Raw genomic sequence first — 22,765 nt, 5'->3', positions numbered from 1 at the left:
TGTGCTGGCGACCATAGCAAGAGTGAACCACCTGATCCCTTCCCGAACTCAGAAGTGAAACCTCTTAGCGCTGATGGTAGTGTGGGGTCTCCCATGTGAGAGTAAGTCATCGCCAGCTCATTATTCCAAAAGCCCTCTGCTCACGCAGGGGGCTTTTTTTATGCGTGAAATAAAGATGAAATAGAAAAAGGCTTAAATAAATTTAAGCCTTTTTGAATCTAGTTATTATTGATCTGCAGCGATAATGGACTGTGTGGCATTCTTCAGCATATACAGGGCCTGACCCAATAAAATGTCTTTTTCAGCTAAAGTGACCAGAATAAGAGGGTGTTTCGGTGCTGCAACTGCTGTCAAAATGGCTTTTCCATTTTCTGCATCCAAAGTAATACTCTGACAGCCAGTAAGATGGATCTCTTTAGTAAATGCAGAAACCATCGCTAAAATCGAACTGCTCACAGCAGCAAGCTTGCTATTGTTATAGTTGTCTTTCTTATGAATTGTGGCCAATTCAAACCCATCTGTTGAGCAGACCATTACATAATATACGCCACGAACATTGCTAATGATCTCCTGAATTTGCTGTTTGGCATGCTGAACGAGGGCTTCGGGAGCTTGACGTCTTTCTTGTATAGTAAGCATGCTTTAATCCTTAGCTCATGAGGTTATGGTTGACTTCGATTGAAGTAATGAGGGCTTCTAAGAGAAGCAAGATGTCGTCTTTTTGACGAGCATCTACAAAAAAGAGGGGGGTATAGAGATCCTGCTGGATCAGCCAGTCCTTATAAATCTGGATAAAATGAGGGCTTTCAAGATCACTATGCGTAATCCCAATGGCAATATTATTGGTATATTCCTGGAATACTTCGATATAGCTTTCCAGTTCCTGGATCGGATCATTCACTGTATGATCAATGAGAATAATAGCACCTAGTGCGCCTTGACAGATGACAGGCCAGATAAAGTCAAAGCGGCTTTGTCCAGGCGTCCCATACAGGCCAATTTTGGTTCCATCTTCTAATGTAATTTCACCATAATCAATTCCTACCGTGGTTTCCATTTTTGAATGACTGCGGTCGTCAGTATTCAGTGCCTCAGTGAGTAGCACTGGTATATCAGATAAGGAACGTATTGCGGCTGTTTTACCTGCACCCATGGAACCCGCAAAAACGATTTTATATTGTTGTAAAATCATAAGTATTTACTTTATTAAAATCCAAATTTAAATCGAAGCTTTCCAAAAAAGCTTTTAATGAAACTTTGCTGTTCTATTCTTTCAACTGGCTCAGTGGTGCGATAGCGACTTTCCCAAGCATTAATTTTTTCAATATTTCCCGAAGCCATACTGGCTGCGATAAATTGTCGAAGCGTAAGTAAGGAAATCGCATGTTGCTCAGCAATTTTTGAAATTTTAGCGCCTTGAATAAAGCAGGCAGATATCTGAAAAATACGTTTTTTATGCAGCGAATGAGCCAGCTTTGGCCAGTAGTGAATTTTATAGTGATCATCTTCAGGTGCGATCTGAGCAAAACTAGGCGAGTTCCAGAAAAAATTCCATAACCAGTCTTGGAGAATCTGCGTTTCTCTACGTGTCACTTTTAAGAGGTCGCTAGTAGATGCGAAGTCATATTGAAAAGAAAAGTCTGTGCCAGTTTCAGCCCGGTCTTTGTTTAACCAGGCCAGGTTTTTTGCTGAGTCAATAATGGCAATGGTGCCATGCTGATCATAGAGATGTAATTTACCTTTTTCAGGATGCAGCATCTCTTTAAAAAAGTTAATGGTGTAAGGATGGTTAGAAGATTCCTGGCTCTGAACGGGGGCTGAAAATATAGGTTCTTCTATTTCTGAGGTAATTTCTGAATTTAGGACGTTTTGCTCAAACCAGTGCTTGAGATTTTGTGTATTTTGCAGGGGTAAAGCGAGCGTATTATTTATAATCTGGTTCGAGTATTGAGTATTTTTAGAAATGCATAAATAAGGGCATTTTTGGTTTTTGAGAACACGTTGAATACCCTCTGTTTCAAGAAAGTATTCATATACAAACAGGCAATCGAGATGAGGATCGGAAGCAGTGTTCCATTGCAGGATAAAATGGTCAGGAATGATGTGTTGTAAAGTTTTTTTTAGTTCATCTGCATCGTGAATACTTAAACCTGCTATTCCAATATGAATATAATGCCTATGCATTTTAAGTCTCGATTAAAGTTTATATTTTATTGGGTGAAGCGCATAAGGATCCCCTTTATTGCATGAAATAAAGGGGAAAACTGTGTATTAGCTAAAGTCTAAACCTTGTTCAAAAGATTTAAGCTCATGACGAGCCATAGCCAGGTTTGCTTTAGAACGATCCAGTACAAGATACAGGAATACATTGTTATTCTTTTCGAGTGGGCGAATGAGATGATATTGCTTGCCCAGCGTAATCAGAATATCTTCAATCGAGTCATTCAGATTTAATGAATTCGCTACACGGCGTTTTGCGCGAATCACTTCTGTATTGCCGGCTGCTGCGAGTTCAAGATCGATATTGCCACCACCTTGAGTTGCTAAAGCCAAGCCGCTTTCACCATCAGCTAATGCTGCAGCAACGAAACCATCAATGTCTGTAAGTGTATCTTAGGTTACCTTAGCCATAATTATTTCCCTGTTATAAAAATAGTTGATGCGTTAGTTGTATTTGATGAAGTTCAAATATTATCTTTTTCATTCAAATTCATTATAAAAATGGGGGAGTAAATTACAATTGAAGTAAAAACCATATAAAATTTAATGGCTTACTTTGGATTTTAATTTTTAACTTGTACTTTTTAATTATGTGATGCATTTATCTTTTTATTTAATGATATGTGAAATGATTCTGTGATTATTTTTTGATCTATAATCTCATCTTAATCTAAAAGATGTAACAAAATATTTTGAATGGATTATGGAACTAATTAGGTAAAAATTTCAGTTGAAAAAATAGATTCACTTCATTCCCTGATAAATTTAAAGAATAAAAAAAGCCAATATCTCATTGGCTTTTAGTAAAACTAAATTTTTGAGGTTGAAGTAGTTATGCAAATACGCGTAATACTGCTTCAATCAATACCCAAAGAATCGCAAGCGCAACCACTGGCTCAACGATTTTTGCCCAGGTTGGTGTTTCTACAACAGCAACTTCTTCAACATCATGATGCTGGCTATTTTGATGAACCATTTGGCTAAACTCCTTCATTGATGCTTCTAATGATAGCTCTTCTTCATGAATTGGTTTAGAGCCTTTGAGTTCTGTTAGGTTATTTGTTGTCCAAACCCAATCATCTGCTTGCCCAGACAAATGTTCAATTTGTCCTTTCAACAGCTCTTGGATACTGGTCTGATTATGATTGCCAGTATCATGTAACTGCTTCAATTCAGTCAGCTGAAAATGGAAAATTTCAGACGTGAGCTGCTCCAGCTCGGGTTTCGGTAAAGTTGACTTGTTTTCCACTCGGGTAGTCAGGTGACGGGCGATTTCCAGAATATAAAGTTTATCTGGATGCTTGATTTCATTATATATTTTTTGCGGATTGTTACGCCATTCGCTAATCAGTTTGCCTAAAGTGAGAGCATTGATTTCTGAAATATATTTACGTCTTTCTTCTTTTGTATAGCCTTGTAGAAGCTCAGGCTTTTGAGTTTCTATCTGTTCAACAAAATATTGTACTAAATCAAAAGCCATTCACTTACTCCATTATTTTTAATCTAATAACCTTAGGGTTGGTTTTTTCTTTGCGGGCTCAGGCTGTTCTTCAGTGCTTGATTTTAAAGCATCTTCATCACTTTGTGTATGCTCATATTCATTTGGATCAAAGAATAATCCTTGACCATTTTCACGTGCATAGATCCCGAGGACTGCTGCCATCGGTACATAGATATCACGTGATACACCACCAAAACGTGCTGAGAAGGTGATGGCTTCATTATCCATATTCAGCGCATGAACTGCATGCGGCACAATATTCAGGACAATCTGGCCATCTTTAATAAACTGCTCGGGTACCATGGTGTTTGGACGTGTAGCATCGACCAGCAGATAAGGCGTCATATTGTTATCGCAAATCCACTCATAGATTGCACGTGCCATATAGGGACGGGTAGGACTTAAGTTGAATTCTTGTTCAGACATGATGTTTCTCTACAGGTTTGATTTGCTCTTGGTAGCGGTTTTTTTCCTGCAAGGTCATGGATTTTGCAAATGCAGGACGGCTAAAAACTCGCTGGCAATATAAATAAAATGGACGACATTGTTGTCGAGGTAATTCTACTCCCATGCTTTTAAGTCGAATGAAAATGGGAGCCAGCATGCAATCCAAGATGCTGAAATGTTCCGACATAAAATAAGGGAAATGCTGGAACAGGGGCGTTAATGAAATCAGGATATCATGCAACTGTTTTTGAGCCTTCACTTTGGCTGCAGTATCCAGAGTATCCGGATGACATAGCATAATATCGGCCAGTTTGAGCCAGTCATTTTCAAAACGCCAGATATATTGTCGCTGTTCCGCACGAGGCATGGGAGCATCTGCATAGAGCTTGTTCTGGCGGTAACGATCGTCTATATATTCGGAAATGATGCTGGTATTGAATAATTTTAAATCATTTTCAATCAGCATGGGCAGCTGGTTATAAGGATTGAGGCTGGCCAGATCTTCATCATCACTACCGACCAGGATCAGGTTATATTTAATCTGCTTTTCGGCAAGTACGTAGCGAATCCAATGGGAACGAAAGTCATCGGCATGGCTATATAAGGTGAGTCCTTGAAGTGGCGCGCTTTCGACTGACATAAATCCTGATTAAGTTCTAATGAATAGACTAGGATACTAAAAATCAACCTAAAAAGCACGAAGCATAAAAAGCCAATTGGACTAAGGCAGGGTAGAGTAGAGAAAAAAATGAAAGGAGCAGAACAACATGATCATGAATTTCGGCTTAATCATTCTGTTTATTATCATCGGTGTTGCGAATTATTATCTGACCAAATCCTTCTGGTGTCATGAAGGAGTATGGGGTAAGGATGTGCATGAACAATGACAATAAAGATAATATTAAGTGGTCATTTTAAAACCATAAAAAAACCCTGGAATAAACCAGGGTTTTTTGTCCGATTCGGTAAACGAATTAACGTTTAGAGAATTGAGGACGTTTACGAGCTTTACGTAAACCAAGTTTCTTACGTTCAACTTCACGAGCATCACGAGTAACGAAACCAGCTTGACGAAGAGCAGGTTTAAGAGTTTCGTCAGAAGCGATCAGTGCACGAGTAATACCGTGACGGATAGCGCCTGCTTGACCACCGATACCACCACCAGCAACAGTGATGTAAAGATCATATTTCTCAGTCGCTTCAAGAAGTTCTAGAGGTTGACGAACAACCATACGAGCAGTCTCACGACCGAAGTATTGTTCTAAAGAACGGTTGTTGATTACGAGTTTACCAGTACCAGCAGATAGGAAAACACGTGCAGTTGCGGTCTTACGGCGACCTGTACCATAGTTAGTAGCCATGTGCTGTATCCCTTAGATGTCCAAAACTTGTGGCTGTTGAGCAGTATGTGGATGCTCAGTACCAGCGTACACTTTCATTTTTTTGATCATTGCATAACCAAGAGGACCTTTTGGCAACATGCCTTTTACAGCGCGTTGGAAAATTTCTTCTGGTTTGTGAGCAACTAATTTTTCAAAATTAGTTTCACGAATACCACCAGGGAAACCAGTATGGCGATAGTATTTCTTGTCAAGTGATTTGTTACCAGTCACTTGAACTTGCTCAGCATTGATAACAACGATGTAATCACCAGTGTCAACGTGAGGAGTATAAGAAGTTTTATGCTTACCGCGTAAACGACGAGCGATTTCAGTCGCGAGACGACCTAAAGTTTTGCCAGAAGCATCAACAACGTACCAGTCGTGTTGAACTTCAGCTGGCTTAGCGCTGAGAGTTTTCATTAAACCACTACCTATTATAGTTGGTTTGGACTATGGAAGCTGTCCAAACAAAAGGAGACCGAATTCTACCCGAAAGCCGGGAGAACCACAATGAAAATATAAAATTTCAAGCGCTGTATTTTACAACGTCTTTCAATAAATGACCAGTAGGATTTTTAGCCTATAAACACATATGATTAATCATTAAATAATAAAACGGACCTAAGACTAGGGGTACATCTTTGTATGAATGGATTCACTTGTTTTTTAATATGTATTTCTTGAACAAATGGCCCGTCTTCGATTCTGCTTAGGTTTGCTTTCTAAACTGGAGGTAATCCTCCCTGAAAATGCCAAAAGCTAAACATGTCGAGTATTGAGATGATTGCCTGAAACTCTTTATAGGGTTCATTGATGTCAGTCCGGTTTTATCTCTCTTTAATATAATGAGAAAGGTACAGTATTATTTGAATAAACATCATCTAAACCTTTATCTAGAACTTTCCCTGTGAAATTTGTACTAAAATAAGGACAATTGATAATACAGAAGAAAGTCATGCTGCCTTTATATATTACCAGTGGTGAACCTGCCGGAATTGGTCCAGATATCTGCCTGAGTTTGGCGGATCGTATTGATGAACGTCCATTGGTGGTACTTGCCGATCTGGAAATGCTCCGTCAACGGGCGCAGCAGTTAAAACTTCTGGTTGAACTGATTGAATATACAGGGCAAACGACTTCTTCAGAAAAAGGTCAGCTTTATGTCGAGCACGTGCCTTTAAAAGAGCCGGTAGTACTAGGACAGCTGAATAGCCATAATGCCGCTTATGTACTGGAGCAGCTACGTCGTTCAGCTGAATATGCTATGACGAATAAAAGCGTGGGTGTAGCGACTGCACCAGTGCAAAAGTCGGTAATTAACGATGCAGGCATCCATTTTAGCGGTCATACCGAGTATTACCAGGAATTCGCAGGTGTACCGCGTGTGGTGATGATGTTAGCAACCAAAACCTTGCGCGTGGCTTTAGCAACCACACATCTTCCACTTCGTGCAGTTGCTGATGCGATTACTCCGGAACGCCTGCATCAGGTGATTAATATCCTGATTCACGACCTGAAATCCAAATTCAAAATTGAACATCCGCATATTCTGGTCTGTGGTTTAAACCCACATGCAGGTGAGGGCGGTTATCTGGGGATGGAAGAGATTGAAGTCATCAATCCAGTACTGGAGACTTACCGTACTCAAGGTATCAATATGAGCCTGAGCTTGCCTGCAGATACTTTATTTACTCCTGAAAACTTGAAAGATGCCGATGCTGTTCTGGCGATGTATCACGATCAGGGCTTACCTGTGTTAAAATCTCAGGGCTTTGGTGAAGCCATCAATATTACTTTGGGCTTACCGTTTATCCGAACTTCTGTCGATCACGGCACAGCACTCTCCCTCGCAGGTACAGGCCTTGCGAAAAGCTCAAGCTTACATGTGGCTGTGGATTTGGCGCTGGATTTAGCGCGTCAATGATCTCGTCTTTATTACACGTTGGAAATGTCTATGTATCAGATTAATGCCTTAAACCCAAAAGATGAAGGGCATCACACGCGTAAGCGTTTTGGTCAAAACTTCTTACATGACCAACGTGTCATTGCCAAAATTGTGCGTTCCGTAAATCCGCGTGCAGGCGAAAATATTGTTGAAATTGGTCCGGGTCTGGCTGCTTTGACATCTCCTTTAATTGGTGAATGTGATGCCTTGACCGTACTTGAGCTGGACCGTGACTTGGCCGCTGGTTTGCCGGGTCGTGTGCCGCATCCTGAACGTTTAACCATTATTGAAACAGACGCACTGAAATACGATTTCACCAATTTGTTTGAAGAAGGTCGTCCGCTACGTGTAGTCGGAAACCTGCCTTATAACATTTCGACACCACTGTTGTTCCATCTCCTGGAATTTGGTGACAAAGTGAAAGACATGCATTTCATGCTACAAAAAGAGGTGGTCGATCGTATTACAGCTTCGCCGAACACCAAAGAATATGGTCGTTTGTCGGTGATGATCCAGTATTACTGCAAACCGACTTTTCTGTTTGAAGTGCCGCCAGGTTCTTTTAATCCGCCACCAAAAGTGACTTCTGCCGTGTTCCGTTTGGAGCCATATGATGTAAAACCGATCGTGGCAAAAAATGAAAAAGCTTTGGCTCGTCTGGTATCGCATGTATTTACCCAGCGCCGTAAGACTTTGCGTAATAGCCTGAAAGGGATGCTGGTTGAAGATGGTTTTGAAAAGGCAGGTGTGGATCCAATGGCACGTCCAGAGACACTTACACTTGCCCAATTTGTGGCTTTATCTGATCAAATGGTAGCTTAAAAATAATGACCCGCACTGTTCGATACAATTATGTGATTGGTGATGTACAAGGCTGTTTTGAAGCCTTGAAGGCACTGCTGAAAGAAATCCGTTTTGATCCTGATCAGGACTTTGTCTGGTTTGCTGGTGATCTGGTGGCTAGAGGGGAAAACTCGCTGGGTGCATTACGCTTCATTAAAAAGCTTGTCGATAATGGCGTGGCGGCAACAGTGCTGGGTAATCATGACCTGACTTTGCTGGCTTATGCACGCGGTATTAAGCCGATTAAAGACAAGGATAATGTCCGTGATGTGATTGATGCGATCGACAGTGATGAGTTAATTGACTGGATCCGTAAACAGCCGATGTGTCTGTTTCCGAATGAACAGACGGTACTGACCCATGCCGGTATTCCCAATATCTGGGATGCAGCCAAGACGGCTGAATTGGCTAAAGAAGTAGAAGCCATTATTGCCCATGATGATTTTGAGGTGGTGGATACTTTCTTAAAGGAAATGTTTGGGAAAGAGCCTACACTCTGGTCAGATGAATTAGAAGGTCATGAGCGTACACGCTGTATCGTGAATTACCTGACCCGGATGCGTTTAACCGATACAGAAGGACGTTTAGAATACAGTTTTAAAGACTCTCTGAATGATCCAATGCCGGAAGGCTTTAAGCCCTGGTTTGAATTTGAATCGAAAACTGCCGCAACCCATCAAATTGTATTTGGGCATTGGGCTGCCTTACAGGGTAAAACCATTTCTGAGCGAATTCAGAATGTCGATGGTGGTTGTGTCTGGGGTAATCAGCTGATGGCTTATCGACTGGAAGACCAGCAAATGTTTGCCGTCGATAATCCGGTATTTTAAAATATTTAAAGCTCAAAAAAGCCACGTTGAACGTGGCTTTTTTATTGTGCTGATGATTAGTCTGCGCGAATCCAGGTCTGGTTGCGGCCCAGAACTGAAACACCCACACTGGCACGTAGCGTTAAACGCTTGCCGGTATTGTTTAGACGAACCTTGGCATCATAAATTTTACCTGCCAATGGATCAATGACACGACCTTTTTCATAATTTTTGGTGCCTTCAACGTGTTTCAGGCCTTTTAGAATAGTCATGCCTAAAATCGGTTGATCGGTATAAGGGGCTGGGCATTTATTACATTTTTCGCGTGGTGTATAACCTGGACGTGGCGTGATTTTCGCAATCTTGCCTGAGTAAGTATTATTTGCTTCTTTTTCGATGACAATGATGGCTTTTGCTGCTCCAGTTTTATCATCAATCTGCTGCCAGGTTCCGCTAATATCTTGAGCCCACAGGTTCATCATGAATCCTGTAGTCAATGTGGCAAGGAGTATCTTCTTTAACATATCCATCATTCCAAAGAACTTTTCATTATTGCCCGCACATGTTAGGAAGATTGCACAAATAGTCAATAAATAATTAAAAATCATGGAATTAAATTTATAAAAAAAGCTGCCTGTTTGGCAGCTTTGAGAAAAAGTGTGAACTTATTCCTGACGGATCCAGGTCTGGCTACGGCCTAAAGCAGAAACACCCACATAACCACGTAGGGTTAAACGTTTGCCGTTGCTGCTTAGACGAACCTTGGCATCGTAAATTTTACCTGCCAATGGATCAATCACACGACCTTTTTCATAATTCACGCTATCACCGACCTGTTTTAAACCTGTCAGTACGTCCATCCCCAAGATCGGCTGATTGGTATAAGGAGCAGGACATTTATTACAGGTTTTTTGTGGGGTATAACCTGGACGAGGCGTTACTTTGACAATTTTGCCGGCATAAGTACCATTGCTGTCCTGACGGATTTCAATCAGTGCTTTGGGTGAACCAGTCTTATCATCGATTTGTTGCCATGTCCCGGTCAAGTCTTGTGCATAAATGGTCCCAGTCATGAATGTAGCAATGAGCATTAATCCTAATTTAGATTTATTCATTTATATTTATCCTTTTTTCATAGATGAAACAAACTATCCCAAACACAAGCGTGTGGTTTTTTAATTTTGGTTGATTTTAGAGTAATGAGCGTTGCAGATCGCTCGGTCAATCTGCTTTAAGCCTGTTGATTCCCCATGACAGAAACCTGTCGATGTTAATTGCTTTGTTACTGAATTTTCAGTAAAAGCAGAGAAATTCAGTAAGATCTTTAACATGGTAATGTCTTGCATTCTATCTCCTTATATTGCGCATCAAAATCCGTTTGATGCTAAGCCTGTTAAAGCAAATGAATCTAATATTTATATGCATGTTTTATATTGTATAAAAAAAGCATCTGTCTAATATTGATACAACTTAATGCATGAAAATGCAAGCTTCTGTGCACTAAGTCATGAATTAATCTTGTTTAATCCAAGTCTGGCTGCGTCCCAAGGCTGAAACACCTACATAACCACGTAGGATTAGACGTTTGCCATTGGCACTTAATTTAGCTTTGGTGTTGTAAATATTGCCGGATAAAGGGTCAATCAATTTACCTTGAGAGAAATTATTATTGCCTGCATCCTTTAAGCCGGTGAGTACATCCAGACCAAGAATCGGTTTATTGGTATAAGGTGCAGGGCAGGAAACACAGGTTTCGCGCGGTGTATAGCCAGGACGAGGCGTAATCTTGGTAATTTTGGCAGTATAAACACCATTTGAAGTTTCACGAATTTCCAGAATCGCTTTAGCTGATCCTGTTTTATCGTCAATACTTCTCCAGGTGCCTGAAATATCGGAAGCGAAAGCCAGATGACTGAAAAAGGTCAGGGCTAAAAAGGATAATAATTGAACCTTTTTCATAGGTCTGTTCCTGAGTGAAAAATTCTTTATTTCCCTATAGTAAGAATAGTTTCATTCAGAAACAAACGTTAAATATTGATTGATGAGTCACATTTTTTGCAGATAAAGTATAAAAGTTGGCAACCAGATCGCAGTAAAAACGGCATTCACTGCCATGCCAAACGTAGCATAACGTCCGGCAACACTGCCACGCTGCCAGGCTTGAGCTGTACCAATCGCATGTGCTGCTAGACCTAGAGCCAGACCTGAAGCACGCTCATCATTGATATGTCGTAAAATAAATGGTGAAAATGCTGCACCAATTACGCCAGACAAAATGACGATCAGAATGGCCAGACTAACAGGTGCCTCCAGTAAGGTCGCAATATTAATTGCAATTGGTGTCGTGACTGCACGGGTGGCAAAGGCCATGATGTCGCCAGAAGACATATGTAGTAAATAGGCGAGACCCATCGGTAAGGCGACCGCACTGATACTGGCAAAAACCAGAATTCCGACAATAGCTTTCAGTGGCAGGTCATCATAACGCATGGCGGCTAGCGGAATCGCCAGTGCAACTGTGACATAACCAAGCAAATGGTTAAACAGTGGATTGACCTCATCCATATAATGCTCATAAGGAATACCCAGCACCAATAAAATCACCAGCACCAGGAACATGCTAAACACAATCACAGGAATTTGCGGAATAACACGATTGCAGGGTTTGGCAAGCAGATAAGCAATTAAGGTAATCGCAAAGCCATAAAGAACAGAAAACATGTGCGACTCCTATAACCAGCGTTTTGCCATTTTGGCGTAGATCCAAAGAGGGAGCAGAGTACTCAGGCATAACACCAGCATAAAGGCCGGAATTTTTTGTCCCATATGCATCAACATAATTAGCGCGCCTGCACTAATCGGTAAAAAAGCGAAGGCACTTTCTTTCATCAGCTTGTTATTAGTATCCACCAGACGCGCTGGAATTTTGCCAAAATAGCGCCAGGCAAATAAGGTGACTAGCAGGCTGATGAGTCCGACCAGGTTGCCCAATTCAGGATGATCTAGCTGGGTCATTAGCCAGACTGAAGCTTCACGAAATACAATAATTAAGAGGAGAGTGCTGATCCATGCTGGCCAGTCAATATGTTTTATCCAGTTCATTGGTGATGTCATTTAAAAGTTTACTTATCAAGTTTTACTCGATCTTACGCTGGATTTCAAACTCTTCAAGTGGACGCTGGAATTGAAGTGCTTGAGATCCCAGAATTTCTTCTATCGGTAAATGAGCCTGTTTGATCAACTGTTCCAGCTTCGGAGGTGCAATCCGTACATCGATATGTAACTGACCTTCATCATCATAATGTTCAGACTGAATCACGTTCAGCGCATAAAGTTGATTGCGCAGTTTGCCATAGGCAGGTTTCAATACCAGTTCAAAGTGCTGAATCTGACCCATTAATGCTTCATGCACGGCTTTGCGTAACAGATCCAGACCTTCACCACTATGTGCTGAAACATAGACCCGTTCAGGCTGACCGGGCTGGCGATAAATGATTTTGGCATCTTCACCGCTACAGTCGATTTTATTATAAACTCGTAACACCGGGACGTCGGCACCAATTTCCTTGAGCACCTTTTCAACGGCTTCAATTTGTTCAAGCATTTCCGGACTGCTGGAATCAATCACATGCAAAAGCAGGGTGGCTTCAACGGTTTCTTCCAGAGTTGCTTTAAAAGATTCGACCAGTGAATGCGAAAGATTACGCACAAAGCCTACCGTATCTGCCAGTACCAGATTACCGACGCCGTCCCATTGCAGGCGTCTTAAAGTTGGATCCAGAGTCGCAAATAGTTGGTCTGCTGCATAAACATCGCTATCGGCCAGAATATTGAATAAGGTAGATTTTCCCGCATTGGTATAACCTACTAAAGACACGGTTGGAACAGCCGCTTTTTGGCGTGCAACACGGCCCTGAATACGGGTTTGGCGAACTTTTTCTATTTTAGCTTTAAGCTGCCCCATGCGGATACGCAATAAACGGCGATCTGTTTCTAGCAGGGTTTCACCCGGACCACGCAGACCGATCCCGCCTTTCTGGCTATCCAGATTGGTACGGCTACGAACCAGTCGTGAAGACAGATGCTGTAATTGTGCCAGTTCAACTTGCAGTTTCCCTTCATAGGTACGGGCACGCTGTGCAAAAATATCGAGGATGAGTTCGGTACGATCAACCACCCGGCAATGCACCACATTTTCAAGGTTACGTGCTTGGGCAGGTGTCAGCGCATGATCGAAAATGACCAGATTGGCATCCAATTCTTTGACCCGTTCAGCAATTTCTTCTGCTTTTCCTGAACCCACAAAAAATTTGGCATCCGGTTTTAAGCGTTGAACAAAGAGATGTTCCAGAATTTCGGCATTTGCAGATTGAGCTAACAGATGAAACTCTTCAGCATCAAGGTCATCCAGCATTTGTACGCTCACACTGACCAGTATGACGCGTTCTTTTCCCTGATGTTGCTCAAAATATTCCACTCAGGCCAATCTCCAGTTGAAAACTTCATTTTAGTTGAAAATGAACTTTACAGATACTGAAATAGCGGGCTTTGTTTTAGAGTGCCGTGACAAACAGTTGTGCAAGTGTTACGAGCAGCGCCGTATATAACAGGGTACCACCCAAGATATAGCTCAATACTTTTAAGGGCCGAATCATCTCAGCTGATTTCACTGTTTCATCTTGCATGATGAGCATCCTTTTTAATCTAATATTTCGATTGATTTATTTTATTTAATTCATTTAATAAATTTAAATTGAAAATATAGATGTACTTGGTCGTTTTTTATTATCAATGCAAGTTGGACATGAACAGTATAAAATGGGTTTAATTCGTGGATATTCCCTGTATCTTGTTTAGGATTTAGTGATCTTTTTATGAACTCGACTGTACAAAATCAATCACCTGAGATACAAGGTTTTGCAAAATTCTTTCTTTATACAAGAAAAACGACTTCTGCATTAGCAGCCATCAGCCAGGGGTTTTATCTGGTTTACCGTCATGGTTTGTATAAAGATCCGAATAATCCGAACAATACCCGATATGTGCAGTATTTCTGTCGCCAGTTGTGCAAGGTATTTAATATTGAGGTTCAGGTCCATGGCGTGATTCCACGTGAGCCGGCATTATGGGTGAGCAATCATGTGTCCTGGCTGGATATCGCCGTTTTGGGTTCAGGCGCGCGAGTGTTTTTTCTGGCCAAAGCTGAAATTGAAAATTGGCCAATTCTAGGCAAGCTGGCTAAAGGTGGTGGCACCTTATTTATCAAGCGTGGTTCAGGAGATTCGGTCAGAATCCGTGAACAGATTACCGGCTTCCTGAAACAGAATATTCCAGTTCTATTTTTTCCTGAGGCGACCACATCTGATGGACGCTCAATTAAAAAAATTTATGGACGTATTCTGGGTGCAGCGATTGAAGCGCAACGTCCGGTACAAATCTGTCTGATCTGTTATGTGAATCAGCAGGGTGAACTGGATATGGTGGCGCCTTTTATTGGGAACATCAGTTTTGCCAAACATGTACAGAATGTTCTGGAAATGCCTAAAGTGACAGCTCATCTGATGGCCTTACCAGCAATTTCGACTGAAGGGCATACAGTAGAAAGCCTGACTGCATTAGTACATGAAAATATGCTGGAGGGTTTGCAAAGGTTGCAAGCCAAAGTATTAAAAAAGCCTCATTAAGAGGCTTTTTTATTAGAAATACTCAGAGATATTCATTACATAAAACCTTCGATCGGGAGTATTGACAGGAATTTTATTGAGGCTTTTTGATACCACTTCATTCCTGGCTCTTTTTTAAAGGTCTTTGTTTCACCTTTGGCATTGCGGATTTTCCAGTTAATGTTCTGGTTGGCATCCAGAACCAACTTATAGGCATACTTGCTTAAATTCTTGTCCATGGTTTCGTGTACCGCACGGGCCAGATTAGGACTATTTAGCAATACGCCAATTTCAGTATTCAAATAAGCTGAGCGTGGATCGAAATTAAAAGAACCAATAAATACCTGTTTCTGGTCAATGGCCATCAGTTTGGCATGCAGGCTGGAACGGCTCAGGCCTTTTAAGCTGACCTTCGCTTTTTGTGCCAGCTCTTCAGTATTGGCATTCAGGTTGTCGGCATCTGGCGCGGCCAAAAACTCGTAAAGTTTTACATCATTTTCTAGCAATTCCTGACGATATTTAGCATAAAAGGCATGGACCAGCGGCACGTCATTGGCCTTATAAGAATTGGTCAGTACTCGAACTTTGACATCTTCTGAAGCCAATTTCTTGAGACGTTCTGCACCCTGTTTTTCCGGTACAAAATAGGCCGACACGATATCCACACTTTCTTCCGGTTTTTCCAGATGCTGTAATAACTGGAAGTTCAAGTGATCTTCAGTCTTAGCCTTTGACTTGATTTTACTTGGTGGATCTTTGACGACTTCAGCTTCTACCCAATCAAGTTGAATGTTGTGTTCCAGCCATTTATCGAAAGCCTGTGAACGATTGGCCAGATTCAGGTAGTTCTGGATTGCAGTATCATGGCTATATTCTTCCAGCTGCTGTTTCAGGCTCGGGTAGCGTAGCGTATGATGACGAGGATTAACAATCTGCCGAACCGGATAGGCATAATCATCATTCCAGTATTCATCAAAAGAATGAATGATTTCATCAGAAGCGGCACCGACCAACATCACATCTACATCAGAGAACTGATAACTGTCACTGACGTTATAATACTGGTTACTCATATTACGGCCACCAATCAGGGCAATCTGGTTATCGGCAATAAAGCTTTTATTATGCATTCGGCGGTTGATCCGTTTTAGATCCAGCAGCATATCCATGGCACGGTATTTACGGAAACGGTAGGGGTTATACAGTTTGACCTCAATATTCTGGTGCTGGTCCAGCGCCAGATAAATACCTTCCATTTTCTTGGCATTGTTATCATCCATTAGTAGACGGACTTTTACGCCACGGTCTGCTGCCTGAATGAGGGCATGCAGAGCCAGTGCACCAATACGGTCGTTATCCCAGATATAATATTGCAGATCCAGACTGCGTTCCGCTTTATTAATCAGCTGGATACGTGCAGCGAGTGCTTCGAGCGGATCTGGTAACACGTGATAACCGGTCAGGCCAATATTCTGCCGACGTAAAGGTTCAACAATCTGGGCCAGACTGGTTTGCGATGTATCCGTTTCAAATGCCATCCGGCTAGGCTGTTCAGTTTGCGGAGGCAGCGTACTGCAAGCAGGAATGCCGAGTACCAGGCTGCAGCTCAGTAAAATGCCAGCTTTATAGCGATAAGCTTTTGATAAGCCAGAGGGTTTTGAATGAGCGGAAGCGTGGGGAGCATTTACCATAAACATCAAAGACTGAAAAATTTGGATTGAGTATAATTGCCAGCTATGAAAAGATAAATATAAAGCCACTAATCAGCTCCTCGACTCGACAAGGCAAATCTATGTGGGATACCAGTTCCGTACTTTTTTATTTTTATCTAGGCATGGCCATTCTTGCCGTTTGGGCAGTGTATCAGGCCTGGTCGAGTCAGTCGCGTACAGAAACCATTCATCCCTTTAAAGCATTTTGTCACCTGCTGGCTTTCTATCTGGCCTATTTGCTGATTCCGCTGGTGTTCTTCAGTATTTATGCAGGATGGATGGGCTACTATTCGATTCATGAGTCTATTTTTATTTTCGTGATTAGTGCCGTACTCAGTTATGCACGGTTTATCGAGCCGCATTTGATTCGGGTCGAAACCACGCCTTATCAAATCAATCCTCAACAGAAACTTAAAAAACCGGTACGGATTGCCCTGATTGCAGATTTACATATTGGCCTGTTTTCCGGACATGAACGCCAGTTAAGACAGATTGTACATAAGTTGAATCATCTGAAACCTGACTTGGTAGTGGTCGCAGGAGACTGGACTTATGAACCGGAAAATAAACTGGCACAGGAGCTGGCGGTCTTAAAAGAAATTCATGCGCCGGTATATTCGGTGACAGGGAATCATGATGAACAGTATCCTGGCCCTCCGATTCAGGAATTGCTTCGTTATGCGCTGGAAGTGAATCAGGTTATGGACATTGAAGGGCAGATTGTCGAGTTTGATGAATTTCGTCTGCTCGGGGTAGGGGATTTGTGGGCTGGAAAAACCGATATGCGCGCAATGCCGGATCTGCCTCAAGACAAGCCTTGGGTGATTCTGTCGCATAATCCAGATACCGTGGATATGGTGCCGAAATTGCCAACACGACCATTGATGCTTTCTGGACATACGCATGGTGGGCAGGTCGAGTTACCCTGGCTGACGGATTATGTGATGAAAAAGGTTTCCATTCTGGGCCATAAAAAAGGCTTGTATCGGCATGAGCATGCAGATGTATTTGTGACCGTGGGAACGGGCATGGTAGGGGTACCATTTCGTTTTCGCGTACCACCAACCATTGATATTATCGAATTGGTCTAAAAAAACTGATTCATTCGCTGCTGTTAAAGCAGTAGCCAGAGCACAATAATAATCAGTAAAATAACGGCTGCGGTGATCCAGATTTTCTTTTCAATCTCACGGCCGGGCACACGTTTGCCGACTTGCTGTGCAGCCACCTCAGTATCTTTAGCGATGCTAAGGTTGGGATGATCTGGAACTTCCAAAGATGTAGTTACCACCGGAATATTTTCATCAGCATCATCAGTAAAGCGTGGGCCGATATTGCCTTTATTGTCTCGATTAAGCGCCAGATCATGCTCTCTGACAATTTCATCAATGACCTGTATCGCCTGTGATTCATCTAAAGCTGTATGCGTCCGGATATAGCGAATGGCTTCTAGTTTTTTATCATCCTCTAGCAGAATCACAATATCTACCAGCTGTTCTTGAGTAAGTTGCTCAATAAGATCCTGCATCACTCTGCCTCATTCTCTGGCTTTATTTATTTGATTGTTCCCGAAATATCAGCAAAGAAGTAGCAAGTTTTTGTTGTGAAATCATAAAAAAAAGCCAGCGTGAACTGCTGGCTTTGATTGAGATGACTTAATTTGTCATGATCCTTAGATCTGATTGTTTACATCATCATTTTTAGTTTCACGGATCAGCAAGAATGCAAGTAATGACAGGATAGATGCTGCTGTGAGGTAATAACCTACTGCAGACAAGCCATAAGTTGTTGCCAGTTTTGTTGCAATCAATGGCGCGAAAGATGCACCAAAAATACCTGCCAGGTTAAAGGTCAGGGCAGAACCGGTATAACGTACTGAAGTCGGAAAGATTTCAGACAATACGGTACCAATTGGACCATAAGTCAGACCCATGATCGCTAGGCCGATACATAAGAAGAAGAACACTACCAGTGTACTGCCTGATTCAAGCATATCGGCAAAGAAGATACCGAAAATAGCAGAGACCACACATACCGCGATTGAAGTTGTCTTACGACCGAATTTTTCTGCAAGAACTGCTGAAAGTGGAATAAATGCAGCAAAGCACAAAGTTGCAACTAATTGCAATTGAAGGAATTCTTCACGTGTATAGCCGAGCTGTTTAGTACCCCATTGCAATGCGAATACAGTCGTCAGGTAGAACACCACGAATGTACAGATCGCAGCGATGGTACCCAATACCAGCATTTTAGAATGCTTTTTGAATACTTCGAAGAAGGGTACATTCACTTCTTTCTGCTTTTTCAACACGTTCTGGAATGCAGGGGTTTCATGCAATTTCAAGCGAATCCATAAACCCATAATCACCAGTAGCGCACTAGAGATAAATGGAATACGCCAGCCCCATTGCATGAACTCTGCTTCAGACATGAATGCGCCAAGCGTCAAGAATGAACCTGTTGCCAGAATGAAGCCAATTGGTGCACCAAGTTGCGGGAACATACCATACCAGGCACGTTTGCCTTCTGGCGCATTTTCAGTTGCCAGTAGAACCGCACCTGACCATTCACCACCCAAACCAAGACCTTGGCCTAAACGGCAAAGGGCCAGCAATAATGGCGCAGCAATACCGATTTGTGCATAAGTTGGCAATAAACCAATGGCAACGGTAGAAAGGCCCATGGTCAACAAGGCCGCGACCAGTGTCGCTTTACGTCCGATCCGGTCTCCCAGATGACCAAAGAGTGCAGCACCGATTGGACGCGCAATAAAGGCAATCGCAAAGGTTGCCAGCGACTGAATAGTCGCAGTCATAGGATCTGTACTTGTAGGGAAGAACAGATAAGGGAAGATAATAACGGCAGCTGTGGCATAAATATAGAAATCGAAGAATTCGATTGTAGTGCCCACTAAACTTGCTGTTAAAACACGAAATTTTGAATTGGTTGCTGTAGTTTCTGTTACAGCGATAGAATCAGAAGACGCCATGAATAACCTTACACTTACTAAAAATAAAAAACTTAGTTTTAAAAGCGTAATCTTTTTAAAAAAGGCGTAATTTTTTAAAAAAACAACTGCAATCTTCTCGTTTCAACTCGCTCAGGGTCACTGAAATGGAGAAATGAGATGATTAAATCACGTAAAGATAGATAGACAGAAAATGTGATCCTGCGCCTATCAATACAAAAATGTGCCAGATAGCGTGGGTATATCTTACTCTTTTTAAAGCGTAAAACAATGCACCTACGGTGTATGCTAAGCCACCAATGATCAGAAAGGTTAAAGATTGAGCACTTAAGTACTGCTGCATATCGTCCATAACCAGTAGTGCCAGCCATCCCATGACCAGATAAGCGACTAAAGAAAGTTTCTGGAAACGGTTGATGAAAATGAACTTGAATAGTGTTCCAAGTACAGCAATCACCCACAAGGCAATCAGTAAATACTGGGCTTTGGCCGTTGGAATCGCAATTGATAGAAACGGGGTATAGGTACCTGCAATCAGGTAGTAAATTGCCGTATGATCAACTTTTTTGTAAAAATAGCGTCGGTCAGCAGCCGTAGACATATGGTAGAGCATCGAAGTGGAAAACAGCAGAATCATGCTGAAAGCATAGACCCAAAGGCCGATCCATTGTCCGGCACTCAAATAAGAGCCTTTAATAATCAATAAAATACCGGCAATTAAAGCCAGTGCAGCACCGAGGCCGTGACTAATATAATTAATCCGTTCCTCATTGTGATCATAATCTGGAACTAGGGGAGCATTCTGCATGGTTGTCATTCTTTTTAAATATACACTTGTATAATAATTCAATTTTGCTTTTAAGTTAAGAACAATTAAACTTGAGCAGCAATTCATATCAGGTTTTTCTTATGTCGACATCGACTTCTCTCTCGGTTCAGGAACAACAGTTCTTGGAGGCTTTTCAGCAAGCCTTTGAAACTGATCATTTTGATCGTCTGATCTTAAGTCAGTATAAAGGTGAACTTGAACAATTGGAGAAAATGACCTTTAGAGTCATTTCGCTCAATGAACAGAAGGTTTTGAGCTGTGTCTATCGATACAAGACTCAGGATGTCACCAAAAACTATCCTTTGCATGAAGCCCTGACTCAAGTAACGGAATTATTGGCCTGTTGCAAGCAAGCCAACCTGTTTACCGATCAGGAAGAATTACAGCTGAAGATAAACAAGAAAAAGGCCATGCTGACACGAAGTAAAACAAAACCTGCCCCTACAAAGGCAAAAGCCGAGCAAGGCCATGACCGGGTTAAACAGCGTTATGTCGATCAGAACAGTGTATTCCTACAGCATTTAGGAATCACCGATCAGCAAGGCCAGATCATTCCGAGCATGGCGCGTAAGTGGAAACAGATTAATAAATTTGTCGAGATTTTCTCAGGCGCACTGGCTCAAATCCAGCCGCAGGAACAAGGATTACGTATCGTCGATTTCGGTTCAGGTAAGGGATATTTAACCTGTGCGCTATATGATTATATGCAAAAACATGGTCAGACGCCGTATGTCACCGGCGTAGAGCTGAATCCGAAAATGGTCGAGTTCTGTCAGAATGTCGCGCAGCAATCTGGTTTTAGCCAGCTGGATTTCTTCCAGGGCGATGTGCGTACCTATGAACCGGAACGTCTCGATGTGATGATCGCTCTGCATGCCTGTGATGTGGCGACCGATTTTGCAATCCATAGCGGTATTCGCTTGAATGCACAGATCATCATGTGTGCTCCATGCTGTCATAAAGAGTTAAGACCGCAATTACAGAGTCCGAAAGTGCTGTCACCAATGTTGCAGTTTGGCATCCATGCTGGGCAGCAAGCCGAAATGCTGACGGATACCATTCATGCCTTATTGCTTAAGGCGTATGGGTATGAAACCAAGGTCTTTGAATTTGTGGCCCTAGAACACACCAGTAAAAATAAAATGATTCTGGCGACCAAACGGAAGGATTATGAACAGCCAGATCAGGCTGTTCTCGCCCAGATTCAGGTATTAAAAGAGATGTATGGAATTCAAAAACATTCACTGGAATTGTTATTGAATAACCAGTGGGATCAGCAGGGAATTGGTTCTAAATGCTAAACAATAAAAATCTTAAAATCATGTCAGGTAGTTGGGATGAGTTAGCCCAAGATGCCAGAGTGATACGTGAAGCCGTTTTTATTCAGGAACAGCAAATTGCTCCCGAAGATGAATGGGATGCTGAGGATGCAATCTCTACGCATTTTGTGGCTTATTTACAGGATCAACCCGTTGCAACTGCACGCTTATTAAAAAATCACAGTATTGGTCGTGTAGCTGTGTTGCAGTCGGCACGTGGTACGGGTATCGGCCAAAATATCATGCAGGCTGTGATTGATCAGGCCAAGACAGAGCAACGTGAATTCCTAAAGCTTTCTTCACAGGTACATGCGATTGGCTTTTATCAGAACTTGGGTTTTGACGTGCAGGGTGAAGAATATCTGGATTGTGGCATTCCACATATAGATATGTATCTCAGCTTAAAAGACTAAAAAATAAAAAAGCGAGGAAAACCTCGCTTTTTTAAATTTGATCTTGGAACTGCTTAGTGGCCATGAGTGGTATTTTCGTCATGGCTAGCATTGTCCATCTGTGCATGTTCTTCAGCAGACATATTGTGCTCTTCCACGCTCGTCTCATGAGTCTGATGAGATGAAGAGGTCGCCTGACGAGCTTCACGGTCAGCCTGTGCTTTGGCTAAAGCTTCTGGAGACATCGCAGGTGCATTCTTAAAAGCATGCTGCTGGGTATTTTCTTTCTTTTGCTGGCTTGGCATGTAGTCTGGTTCATTGCTGACCGCAAGCCAGAAAAACAACATGAATAATCCACCTAAAATACAGAAGATAATCAGTGCTTTCCAACCCCAAGGTGATTTTTCAGGTGAACTGTGATCAGTCATATGCATGTACCCATCGTGGATGTCTAACTCATGTAACTTTATAACATAAATTGCCTGGAAAGCAGATCAAAATGTGTCATTTAGAGAGAATATCAAACTTAGAAATTCTATGGCGTTGAAATAAAAAAAGAGGAGCTAAGCCATTGCTGTCCCACAATTTTTCACAAGAGGAAGCTCAAATGAGCTTCCTCTTGTTTTATGGGTATTTTATCGGGTGAAAATAAAGCTTTTAAAGTTCTTCTTTCAAACAAATTCACTTGAATTATTCTGAGTAAACGTTGAACTGTCCAACCTGTTTTTCCTAAAT

The 22,765-nt window shown here is 41.9% G+C and carries 29 protein-coding genes, 1 rRNA gene and 1 pseudogene; 8 read left to right on the top strand and 23 right to left on the bottom strand.

Going from position 1 to position 22,765, the window contains the following annotated elements; genetic code table 11:
* Positions 1 to 3: 3 nt before the first annotated feature.
* A 5S ribosomal RNA gene (rrf, locus tag FTV34_RS14665) occupies positions 4 to 118 on the top strand.
* 107 nt (positions 119 to 225) lie between these two features.
* Here the strand turns inward: rrf and FTV34_RS14660 are convergent.
* From FTV34_RS14660 to rplM, 9 genes are all read right to left on the bottom strand, one after another.
* Positions 226 to 639 carry a roadblock/LC7 domain-containing protein gene (locus FTV34_RS14660; RefSeq protein ID WP_004785266.1) on the bottom strand — a complete coding sequence of 138 codons (414 nt, stop codon included), beginning with the start codon at positions 637 to 639 and terminating at the stop codon, positions 226 to 228.
* A 10-nt stretch (positions 640 to 649) separates the two neighbouring features.
* Positions 650 to 1,192 carry an ATP/GTP-binding protein gene (locus FTV34_RS14655; RefSeq protein ID WP_180012202.1) on the bottom strand — a complete coding sequence of 181 codons (543 nt, stop codon included), beginning with the start codon at positions 1,190 to 1,192 and terminating at the stop codon, positions 650 to 652.
* Positions 1,193 to 1,206: 14 nt separating this feature from the next.
* Positions 1,207 to 2,184, bottom strand: coding sequence for a hypothetical protein (locus FTV34_RS14650; RefSeq protein WP_180012200.1), 978 nt, complete (start codon positions 2,182 to 2,184; stop codon positions 1,207 to 1,209).
* 87 nt (positions 2,185 to 2,271) lie between these two features.
* Positions 2,272 to 2,598 (bottom strand): roadblock/LC7 domain-containing protein, encoded by a 327-nt coding sequence (locus tag FTV34_RS14645; RefSeq protein WP_302700654.1) that lies wholly within the window; start codon positions 2,596 to 2,598, stop codon positions 2,272 to 2,274.
* 454 nt (positions 2,599 to 3,052) lie between these two features.
* Complete coding sequence (locus tag FTV34_RS14640) at positions 3,053 to 3,700, bottom strand: hypothetical protein (protein WP_180003890.1); 648 nt, start codon at positions 3,698 to 3,700, stop codon at positions 3,053 to 3,055.
* An 18-nt stretch (positions 3,701 to 3,718) separates the two neighbouring features.
* Positions 3,719 to 4,147 carry a ClpXP protease specificity-enhancing factor gene (locus FTV34_RS14635; protein ID WP_034704105.1) on the bottom strand — a complete coding sequence of 143 codons (429 nt, stop codon included), beginning with the start codon at positions 4,145 to 4,147 and terminating at the stop codon, positions 3,719 to 3,721.
* Entirely contained in the window at positions 4,140 to 4,808 is a 669-nt protein-coding gene (locus FTV34_RS14630) for a glutathione S-transferase N-terminal domain-containing protein (protein ID WP_180012198.1), read from the bottom strand. Before FTV34_RS14630 ends, FTV34_RS14635 begins: the two co-directional genes overlap by 8 nt.
* Positions 4,809 to 5,142: 334 nt before the next feature.
* Entirely contained in the window at positions 5,143 to 5,529 is a 387-nt protein-coding gene (gene rpsI, locus FTV34_RS14625; RefSeq protein WP_004785251.1) for a 30S ribosomal protein S9, read from the bottom strand.
* 12 nt (positions 5,530 to 5,541) lie between these two features.
* Positions 5,542 to 5,970, bottom strand: coding sequence for a 50S ribosomal protein L13 (rplM, locus tag FTV34_RS14620; RefSeq protein ID WP_004785249.1), 429 nt, complete (start codon positions 5,968 to 5,970; stop codon positions 5,542 to 5,544).
* Positions 5,971 to 6,490: 520 nt separating this feature from the next.
* On the opposite strand from rplM, the gene pdxA reads away from it, so the two are divergent.
* The 3 genes from pdxA to FTV34_RS14605 are packed head-to-tail and all read left to right on the top strand — an operon-like array spanning position 6,491 to position 9,168.
* Positions 6,491 to 7,474, top strand: a complete 984-nt coding sequence (gene pdxA, locus FTV34_RS14615) for a 4-hydroxythreonine-4-phosphate dehydrogenase PdxA (protein WP_180012204.1) — start codon at positions 6,491 to 6,493, stop codon at positions 7,472 to 7,474.
* Between the two features lie 30 nt (positions 7,475 to 7,504).
* The gene (rsmA, locus tag FTV34_RS14610; protein WP_159123656.1) at positions 7,505 to 8,317 is read left to right on the top strand and encodes a 16S rRNA (adenine(1518)-N(6)/adenine(1519)-N(6))-dimethyltransferase RsmA; all 813 of its coding nucleotides are present in this window, start codon (positions 7,505 to 7,507) and stop codon (positions 8,315 to 8,317) included.
* A gap of 5 nt (positions 8,318 to 8,322) precedes the next feature.
* Positions 8,323 to 9,168 (top strand): symmetrical bis(5'-nucleosyl)-tetraphosphatase, encoded by an 846-nt coding sequence (locus FTV34_RS14605; protein ID WP_180012196.1) that lies wholly within the window; start codon positions 8,323 to 8,325, stop codon positions 9,166 to 9,168.
* 56 nt (positions 9,169 to 9,224) lie between these two features.
* On the opposite strand, the gene FTV34_RS14600 is transcribed toward FTV34_RS14605, so the two are convergent.
* The 8 genes from FTV34_RS14600 to FTV34_RS17975 all read right to left on the bottom strand — a co-directional run bounded on the left by FTV34_RS14600 (position 9,225) and on the right by FTV34_RS17975 (position 13,832).
* A complete protein-coding gene (locus FTV34_RS14600; protein WP_034704141.1) occupies positions 9,225 to 9,671 on the bottom strand; it encodes a DUF2147 domain-containing protein in 447 nt (148 codons plus the stop codon).
* A 141-nt stretch (positions 9,672 to 9,812) separates the two neighbouring features.
* Complete coding sequence (locus FTV34_RS14595; protein WP_004785238.1) at positions 9,813 to 10,262, bottom strand: DUF2147 domain-containing protein; 450 nt, start codon at positions 10,260 to 10,262, stop codon at positions 9,813 to 9,815.
* A 60-nt stretch (positions 10,263 to 10,322) separates the two neighbouring features.
* Positions 10,323 to 10,493, bottom strand: a complete 171-nt coding sequence (locus FTV34_RS14590; RefSeq protein WP_159123658.1) for a hypothetical protein — start codon at positions 10,491 to 10,493, stop codon at positions 10,323 to 10,325.
* A 166-nt stretch (positions 10,494 to 10,659) separates the two neighbouring features.
* Positions 10,660 to 11,106, bottom strand: coding sequence for a DUF2147 domain-containing protein (locus FTV34_RS14585; protein WP_179993346.1), 447 nt, complete (start codon positions 11,104 to 11,106; stop codon positions 10,660 to 10,662).
* Positions 11,107 to 11,193: 87 nt separating this feature from the next.
* Entirely contained in the window at positions 11,194 to 11,868 is a 675-nt protein-coding gene (locus FTV34_RS14580) for an LrgB family protein (protein WP_159123660.1), read from the bottom strand.
* Positions 11,869 to 11,877: 9 nt separating this feature from the next.
* On the bottom strand, positions 11,878 to 12,249 hold the full coding sequence (locus FTV34_RS14575; RefSeq protein ID WP_034704120.1) for a hypothetical protein: 372 nt from the start codon (positions 12,247 to 12,249) through the stop codon (positions 11,878 to 11,880).
* 34 nt (positions 12,250 to 12,283) lie between these two features.
* Positions 12,284 to 13,624 carry a ribosome rescue GTPase HflX gene (hflX, locus tag FTV34_RS14570; protein WP_166139222.1) on the bottom strand — a complete coding sequence of 447 codons (1,341 nt, stop codon included), beginning with the start codon at positions 13,622 to 13,624 and terminating at the stop codon, positions 12,284 to 12,286.
* Between the two features lie 76 nt (positions 13,625 to 13,700).
* The gene (locus FTV34_RS17975) at positions 13,701 to 13,832 is read right to left on the bottom strand and encodes a hypothetical protein (protein ID WP_004785224.1); all 132 of its coding nucleotides are present in this window, start codon (positions 13,830 to 13,832) and stop codon (positions 13,701 to 13,703) included.
* A 189-nt stretch (positions 13,833 to 14,021) separates the two neighbouring features.
* Here FTV34_RS17975 and FTV34_RS14565 point away from each other — a divergent pair, with 189 nt between their 5' ends.
* Positions 14,022 to 14,831: a 1-acyl-sn-glycerol-3-phosphate acyltransferase gene (locus tag FTV34_RS14565; RefSeq protein WP_159123662.1), complete on the top strand. Its 810-nt coding sequence runs from the start codon at positions 14,022 to 14,024 to the stop codon at positions 14,829 to 14,831.
* 35 nt (positions 14,832 to 14,866) lie between these two features.
* Here the strand turns inward: FTV34_RS14565 and FTV34_RS14560 are convergent, their stop codons facing one another.
* Entirely contained in the window at positions 14,867 to 16,501 is a 1,635-nt protein-coding gene (locus FTV34_RS14560) for a phospholipase D family protein (protein ID WP_171521878.1), read from the bottom strand.
* A 101-nt stretch (positions 16,502 to 16,602) separates the two neighbouring features.
* Here FTV34_RS14560 and FTV34_RS14555 point away from each other — a divergent pair, with 101 nt between their 5' ends.
* Complete coding sequence (locus FTV34_RS14555) at positions 16,603 to 17,613, top strand: metallophosphoesterase (RefSeq protein ID WP_034704127.1); 1,011 nt, start codon at positions 16,603 to 16,605, stop codon at positions 17,611 to 17,613.
* Between the two features lie 23 nt (positions 17,614 to 17,636).
* Here FTV34_RS14555 and FTV34_RS14550 read toward each other — a convergent pair whose 3' ends face one another.
* The 3 genes from FTV34_RS14550 to FTV34_RS14540 form a co-directional block, all read right to left on the bottom strand.
* Positions 17,637 to 18,050: a hypothetical protein gene (locus FTV34_RS14550; protein WP_125279835.1), complete on the bottom strand. Its 414-nt coding sequence runs from the start codon at positions 18,048 to 18,050 to the stop codon at positions 17,637 to 17,639.
* Between the two features lie 144 nt (positions 18,051 to 18,194).
* Complete coding sequence (locus tag FTV34_RS14545) at positions 18,195 to 19,511, bottom strand: MFS transporter (RefSeq protein ID WP_180003873.1); 1,317 nt, start codon at positions 19,509 to 19,511, stop codon at positions 18,195 to 18,197.
* 142 nt (positions 19,512 to 19,653) lie between these two features.
* The gene (locus FTV34_RS14540) at positions 19,654 to 20,298 is read right to left on the bottom strand and encodes a hemolysin III family protein (RefSeq protein WP_180070668.1); all 645 of its coding nucleotides are present in this window, start codon (positions 20,296 to 20,298) and stop codon (positions 19,654 to 19,656) included.
* 101 nt (positions 20,299 to 20,399) lie between these two features.
* Here FTV34_RS14540 and FTV34_RS14535 point away from each other — a divergent pair, with 101 nt between their 5' ends.
* Together FTV34_RS14535 and FTV34_RS14530 are read left to right on the top strand one after the other, a co-directional pair.
* Entirely contained in the window at positions 20,400 to 21,620 is a 1,221-nt protein-coding gene (locus tag FTV34_RS14535) for an SAM-dependent methyltransferase (RefSeq protein ID WP_180070666.1), read from the top strand.
* Positions 21,614 to 22,051, top strand: a complete 438-nt coding sequence (locus FTV34_RS14530; protein WP_034704137.1) for a GNAT family N-acetyltransferase — start codon at positions 21,614 to 21,616, stop codon at positions 22,049 to 22,051. The genes FTV34_RS14535 and FTV34_RS14530 overlap by 7 nt, the downstream gene beginning before the upstream one ends.
* Positions 22,052 to 22,104: 53 nt before the next feature.
* Here FTV34_RS14530 and FTV34_RS14525 read toward each other — a convergent pair whose 3' ends face one another.
* Entirely contained in the window at positions 22,105 to 22,458 is a 354-nt protein-coding gene (locus FTV34_RS14525) for a hypothetical protein (RefSeq protein WP_034705429.1), read from the bottom strand.
* Positions 22,459 to 22,619: 161 nt separating this feature from the next.
* A pseudogene (locus FTV34_RS14520) lies at positions 22,620 to 22,765 on the bottom strand (IS4 family transposase); the annotation flags it as partial.

This window comes from Acinetobacter sp. YH16038 (genome assembly GCF_013417275.1).
GTDB lineage: Bacteria > Pseudomonadota > Gammaproteobacteria > Pseudomonadales > Moraxellaceae > Acinetobacter.
Note: the sequence above shows the minus strand (reverse complement) of the source record. Positions and strands in the feature narration are given on the sequence as shown.

Coding starts and splice junctions, on each gene's coding strand:
- FTV34_RS14585 (WP_179993346.1), bottom strand. CDS start 11,106: ATGAAAAAGGTTCAATTATTATCCTTTTTAGCCCTGACCTTTTTCAGT.
- rpsI (WP_004785251.1), bottom strand. CDS start 5,529: ATGGCTACTAACTATGGTACAGGTCGCCGTAAGACCGCAACTGCACGT.
- FTV34_RS14540 (WP_180070668.1), bottom strand. CDS start 20,298: ATGCAGAATGCTCCCCTAGTTCCAGATTATGATCACAATGAGGAACGG.
- FTV34_RS14655 (WP_180012202.1), bottom strand. CDS start 1,192: ATGATTTTACAACAATATAAAATCGTTTTTGCGGGTTCCATGGGTGCA.
- FTV34_RS14660 (WP_004785266.1), bottom strand. CDS start 639: ATGCTTACTATACAAGAAAGACGTCAAGCTCCCGAAGCCCTCGTTCAG.
- FTV34_RS14635 (WP_034704105.1), bottom strand. CDS start 4,147: ATGTCTGAACAAGAATTCAACTTAAGTCCTACCCGTCCCTATATGGCA.
- FTV34_RS14595 (WP_004785238.1), bottom strand. CDS start 10,262: ATGAATAAATCTAAATTAGGATTAATGCTCATTGCTACATTCATGACT.
- FTV34_RS14605 (WP_180012196.1), top strand. CDS start 8,323: ATGACCCGCACTGTTCGATACAATTATGTGATTGGTGATGTACAAGGC.
- FTV34_RS14525 (WP_034705429.1), bottom strand. CDS start 22,458: ATGACTGATCACAGTTCACCTGAAAAATCACCTTGGGGTTGGAAAGCA.
- FTV34_RS14630 (WP_180012198.1), bottom strand. CDS start 4,808: ATGTCAGTCGAAAGCGCGCCACTTCAAGGACTCACCTTATATAGCCAT.
- FTV34_RS14650 (WP_180012200.1), bottom strand. CDS start 2,184: ATGCATAGGCATTATATTCATATTGGAATAGCAGGTTTAAGTATTCAC.
- FTV34_RS17975 (WP_004785224.1), bottom strand. CDS start 13,832: ATGCAAGATGAAACAGTGAAATCAGCTGAGATGATTCGGCCCTTAAAA.
- FTV34_RS14550 (WP_125279835.1), bottom strand. CDS start 18,050: ATGCAGGATCTTATTGAGCAACTTACTCAAGAACAGCTGGTAGATATT.
- FTV34_RS14575 (WP_034704120.1), bottom strand. CDS start 12,249: ATGAACTGGATAAAACATATTGACTGGCCAGCATGGATCAGCACTCTC.
- FTV34_RS14555 (WP_034704127.1), top strand. CDS start 16,603: ATGTGGGATACCAGTTCCGTACTTTTTTATTTTTATCTAGGCATGGCC.
- FTV34_RS14640 (WP_180003890.1), bottom strand. CDS start 3,700: ATGGCTTTTGATTTAGTACAATATTTTGTTGAACAGATAGAAACTCAA.
- FTV34_RS14535 (WP_180070666.1), top strand. CDS start 20,400: ATGTCGACATCGACTTCTCTCTCGGTTCAGGAACAACAGTTCTTGGAG.
- rplM (WP_004785249.1), bottom strand. CDS start 5,970: ATGAAAACTCTCAGCGCTAAGCCAGCTGAAGTTCAACACGACTGGTAC.
- FTV34_RS14545 (WP_180003873.1), bottom strand. CDS start 19,511: ATGGCGTCTTCTGATTCTATCGCTGTAACAGAAACTACAGCAACCAAT.
- FTV34_RS14580 (WP_159123660.1), bottom strand. CDS start 11,868: ATGTTTTCTGTTCTTTATGGCTTTGCGATTACCTTAATTGCTTATCTG.
- rsmA (WP_159123656.1), top strand. CDS start 7,505: ATGTATCAGATTAATGCCTTAAACCCAAAAGATGAAGGGCATCACACG.
- FTV34_RS14565 (WP_159123662.1), top strand. CDS start 14,022: ATGAACTCGACTGTACAAAATCAATCACCTGAGATACAAGGTTTTGCA.
- FTV34_RS14600 (WP_034704141.1), bottom strand. CDS start 9,671: ATGTTAAAGAAGATACTCCTTGCCACATTGACTACAGGATTCATGATG.
- FTV34_RS14590 (WP_159123658.1), bottom strand. CDS start 10,493: ATGCAAGACATTACCATGTTAAAGATCTTACTGAATTTCTCTGCTTTT.
- FTV34_RS14530 (WP_034704137.1), top strand. CDS start 21,614: ATGCTAAACAATAAAAATCTTAAAATCATGTCAGGTAGTTGGGATGAG.
- FTV34_RS14560 (WP_171521878.1), bottom strand. CDS start 16,501: ATGGTAAATGCTCCCCACGCTTCCGCTCATTCAAAACCCTCTGGCTTA.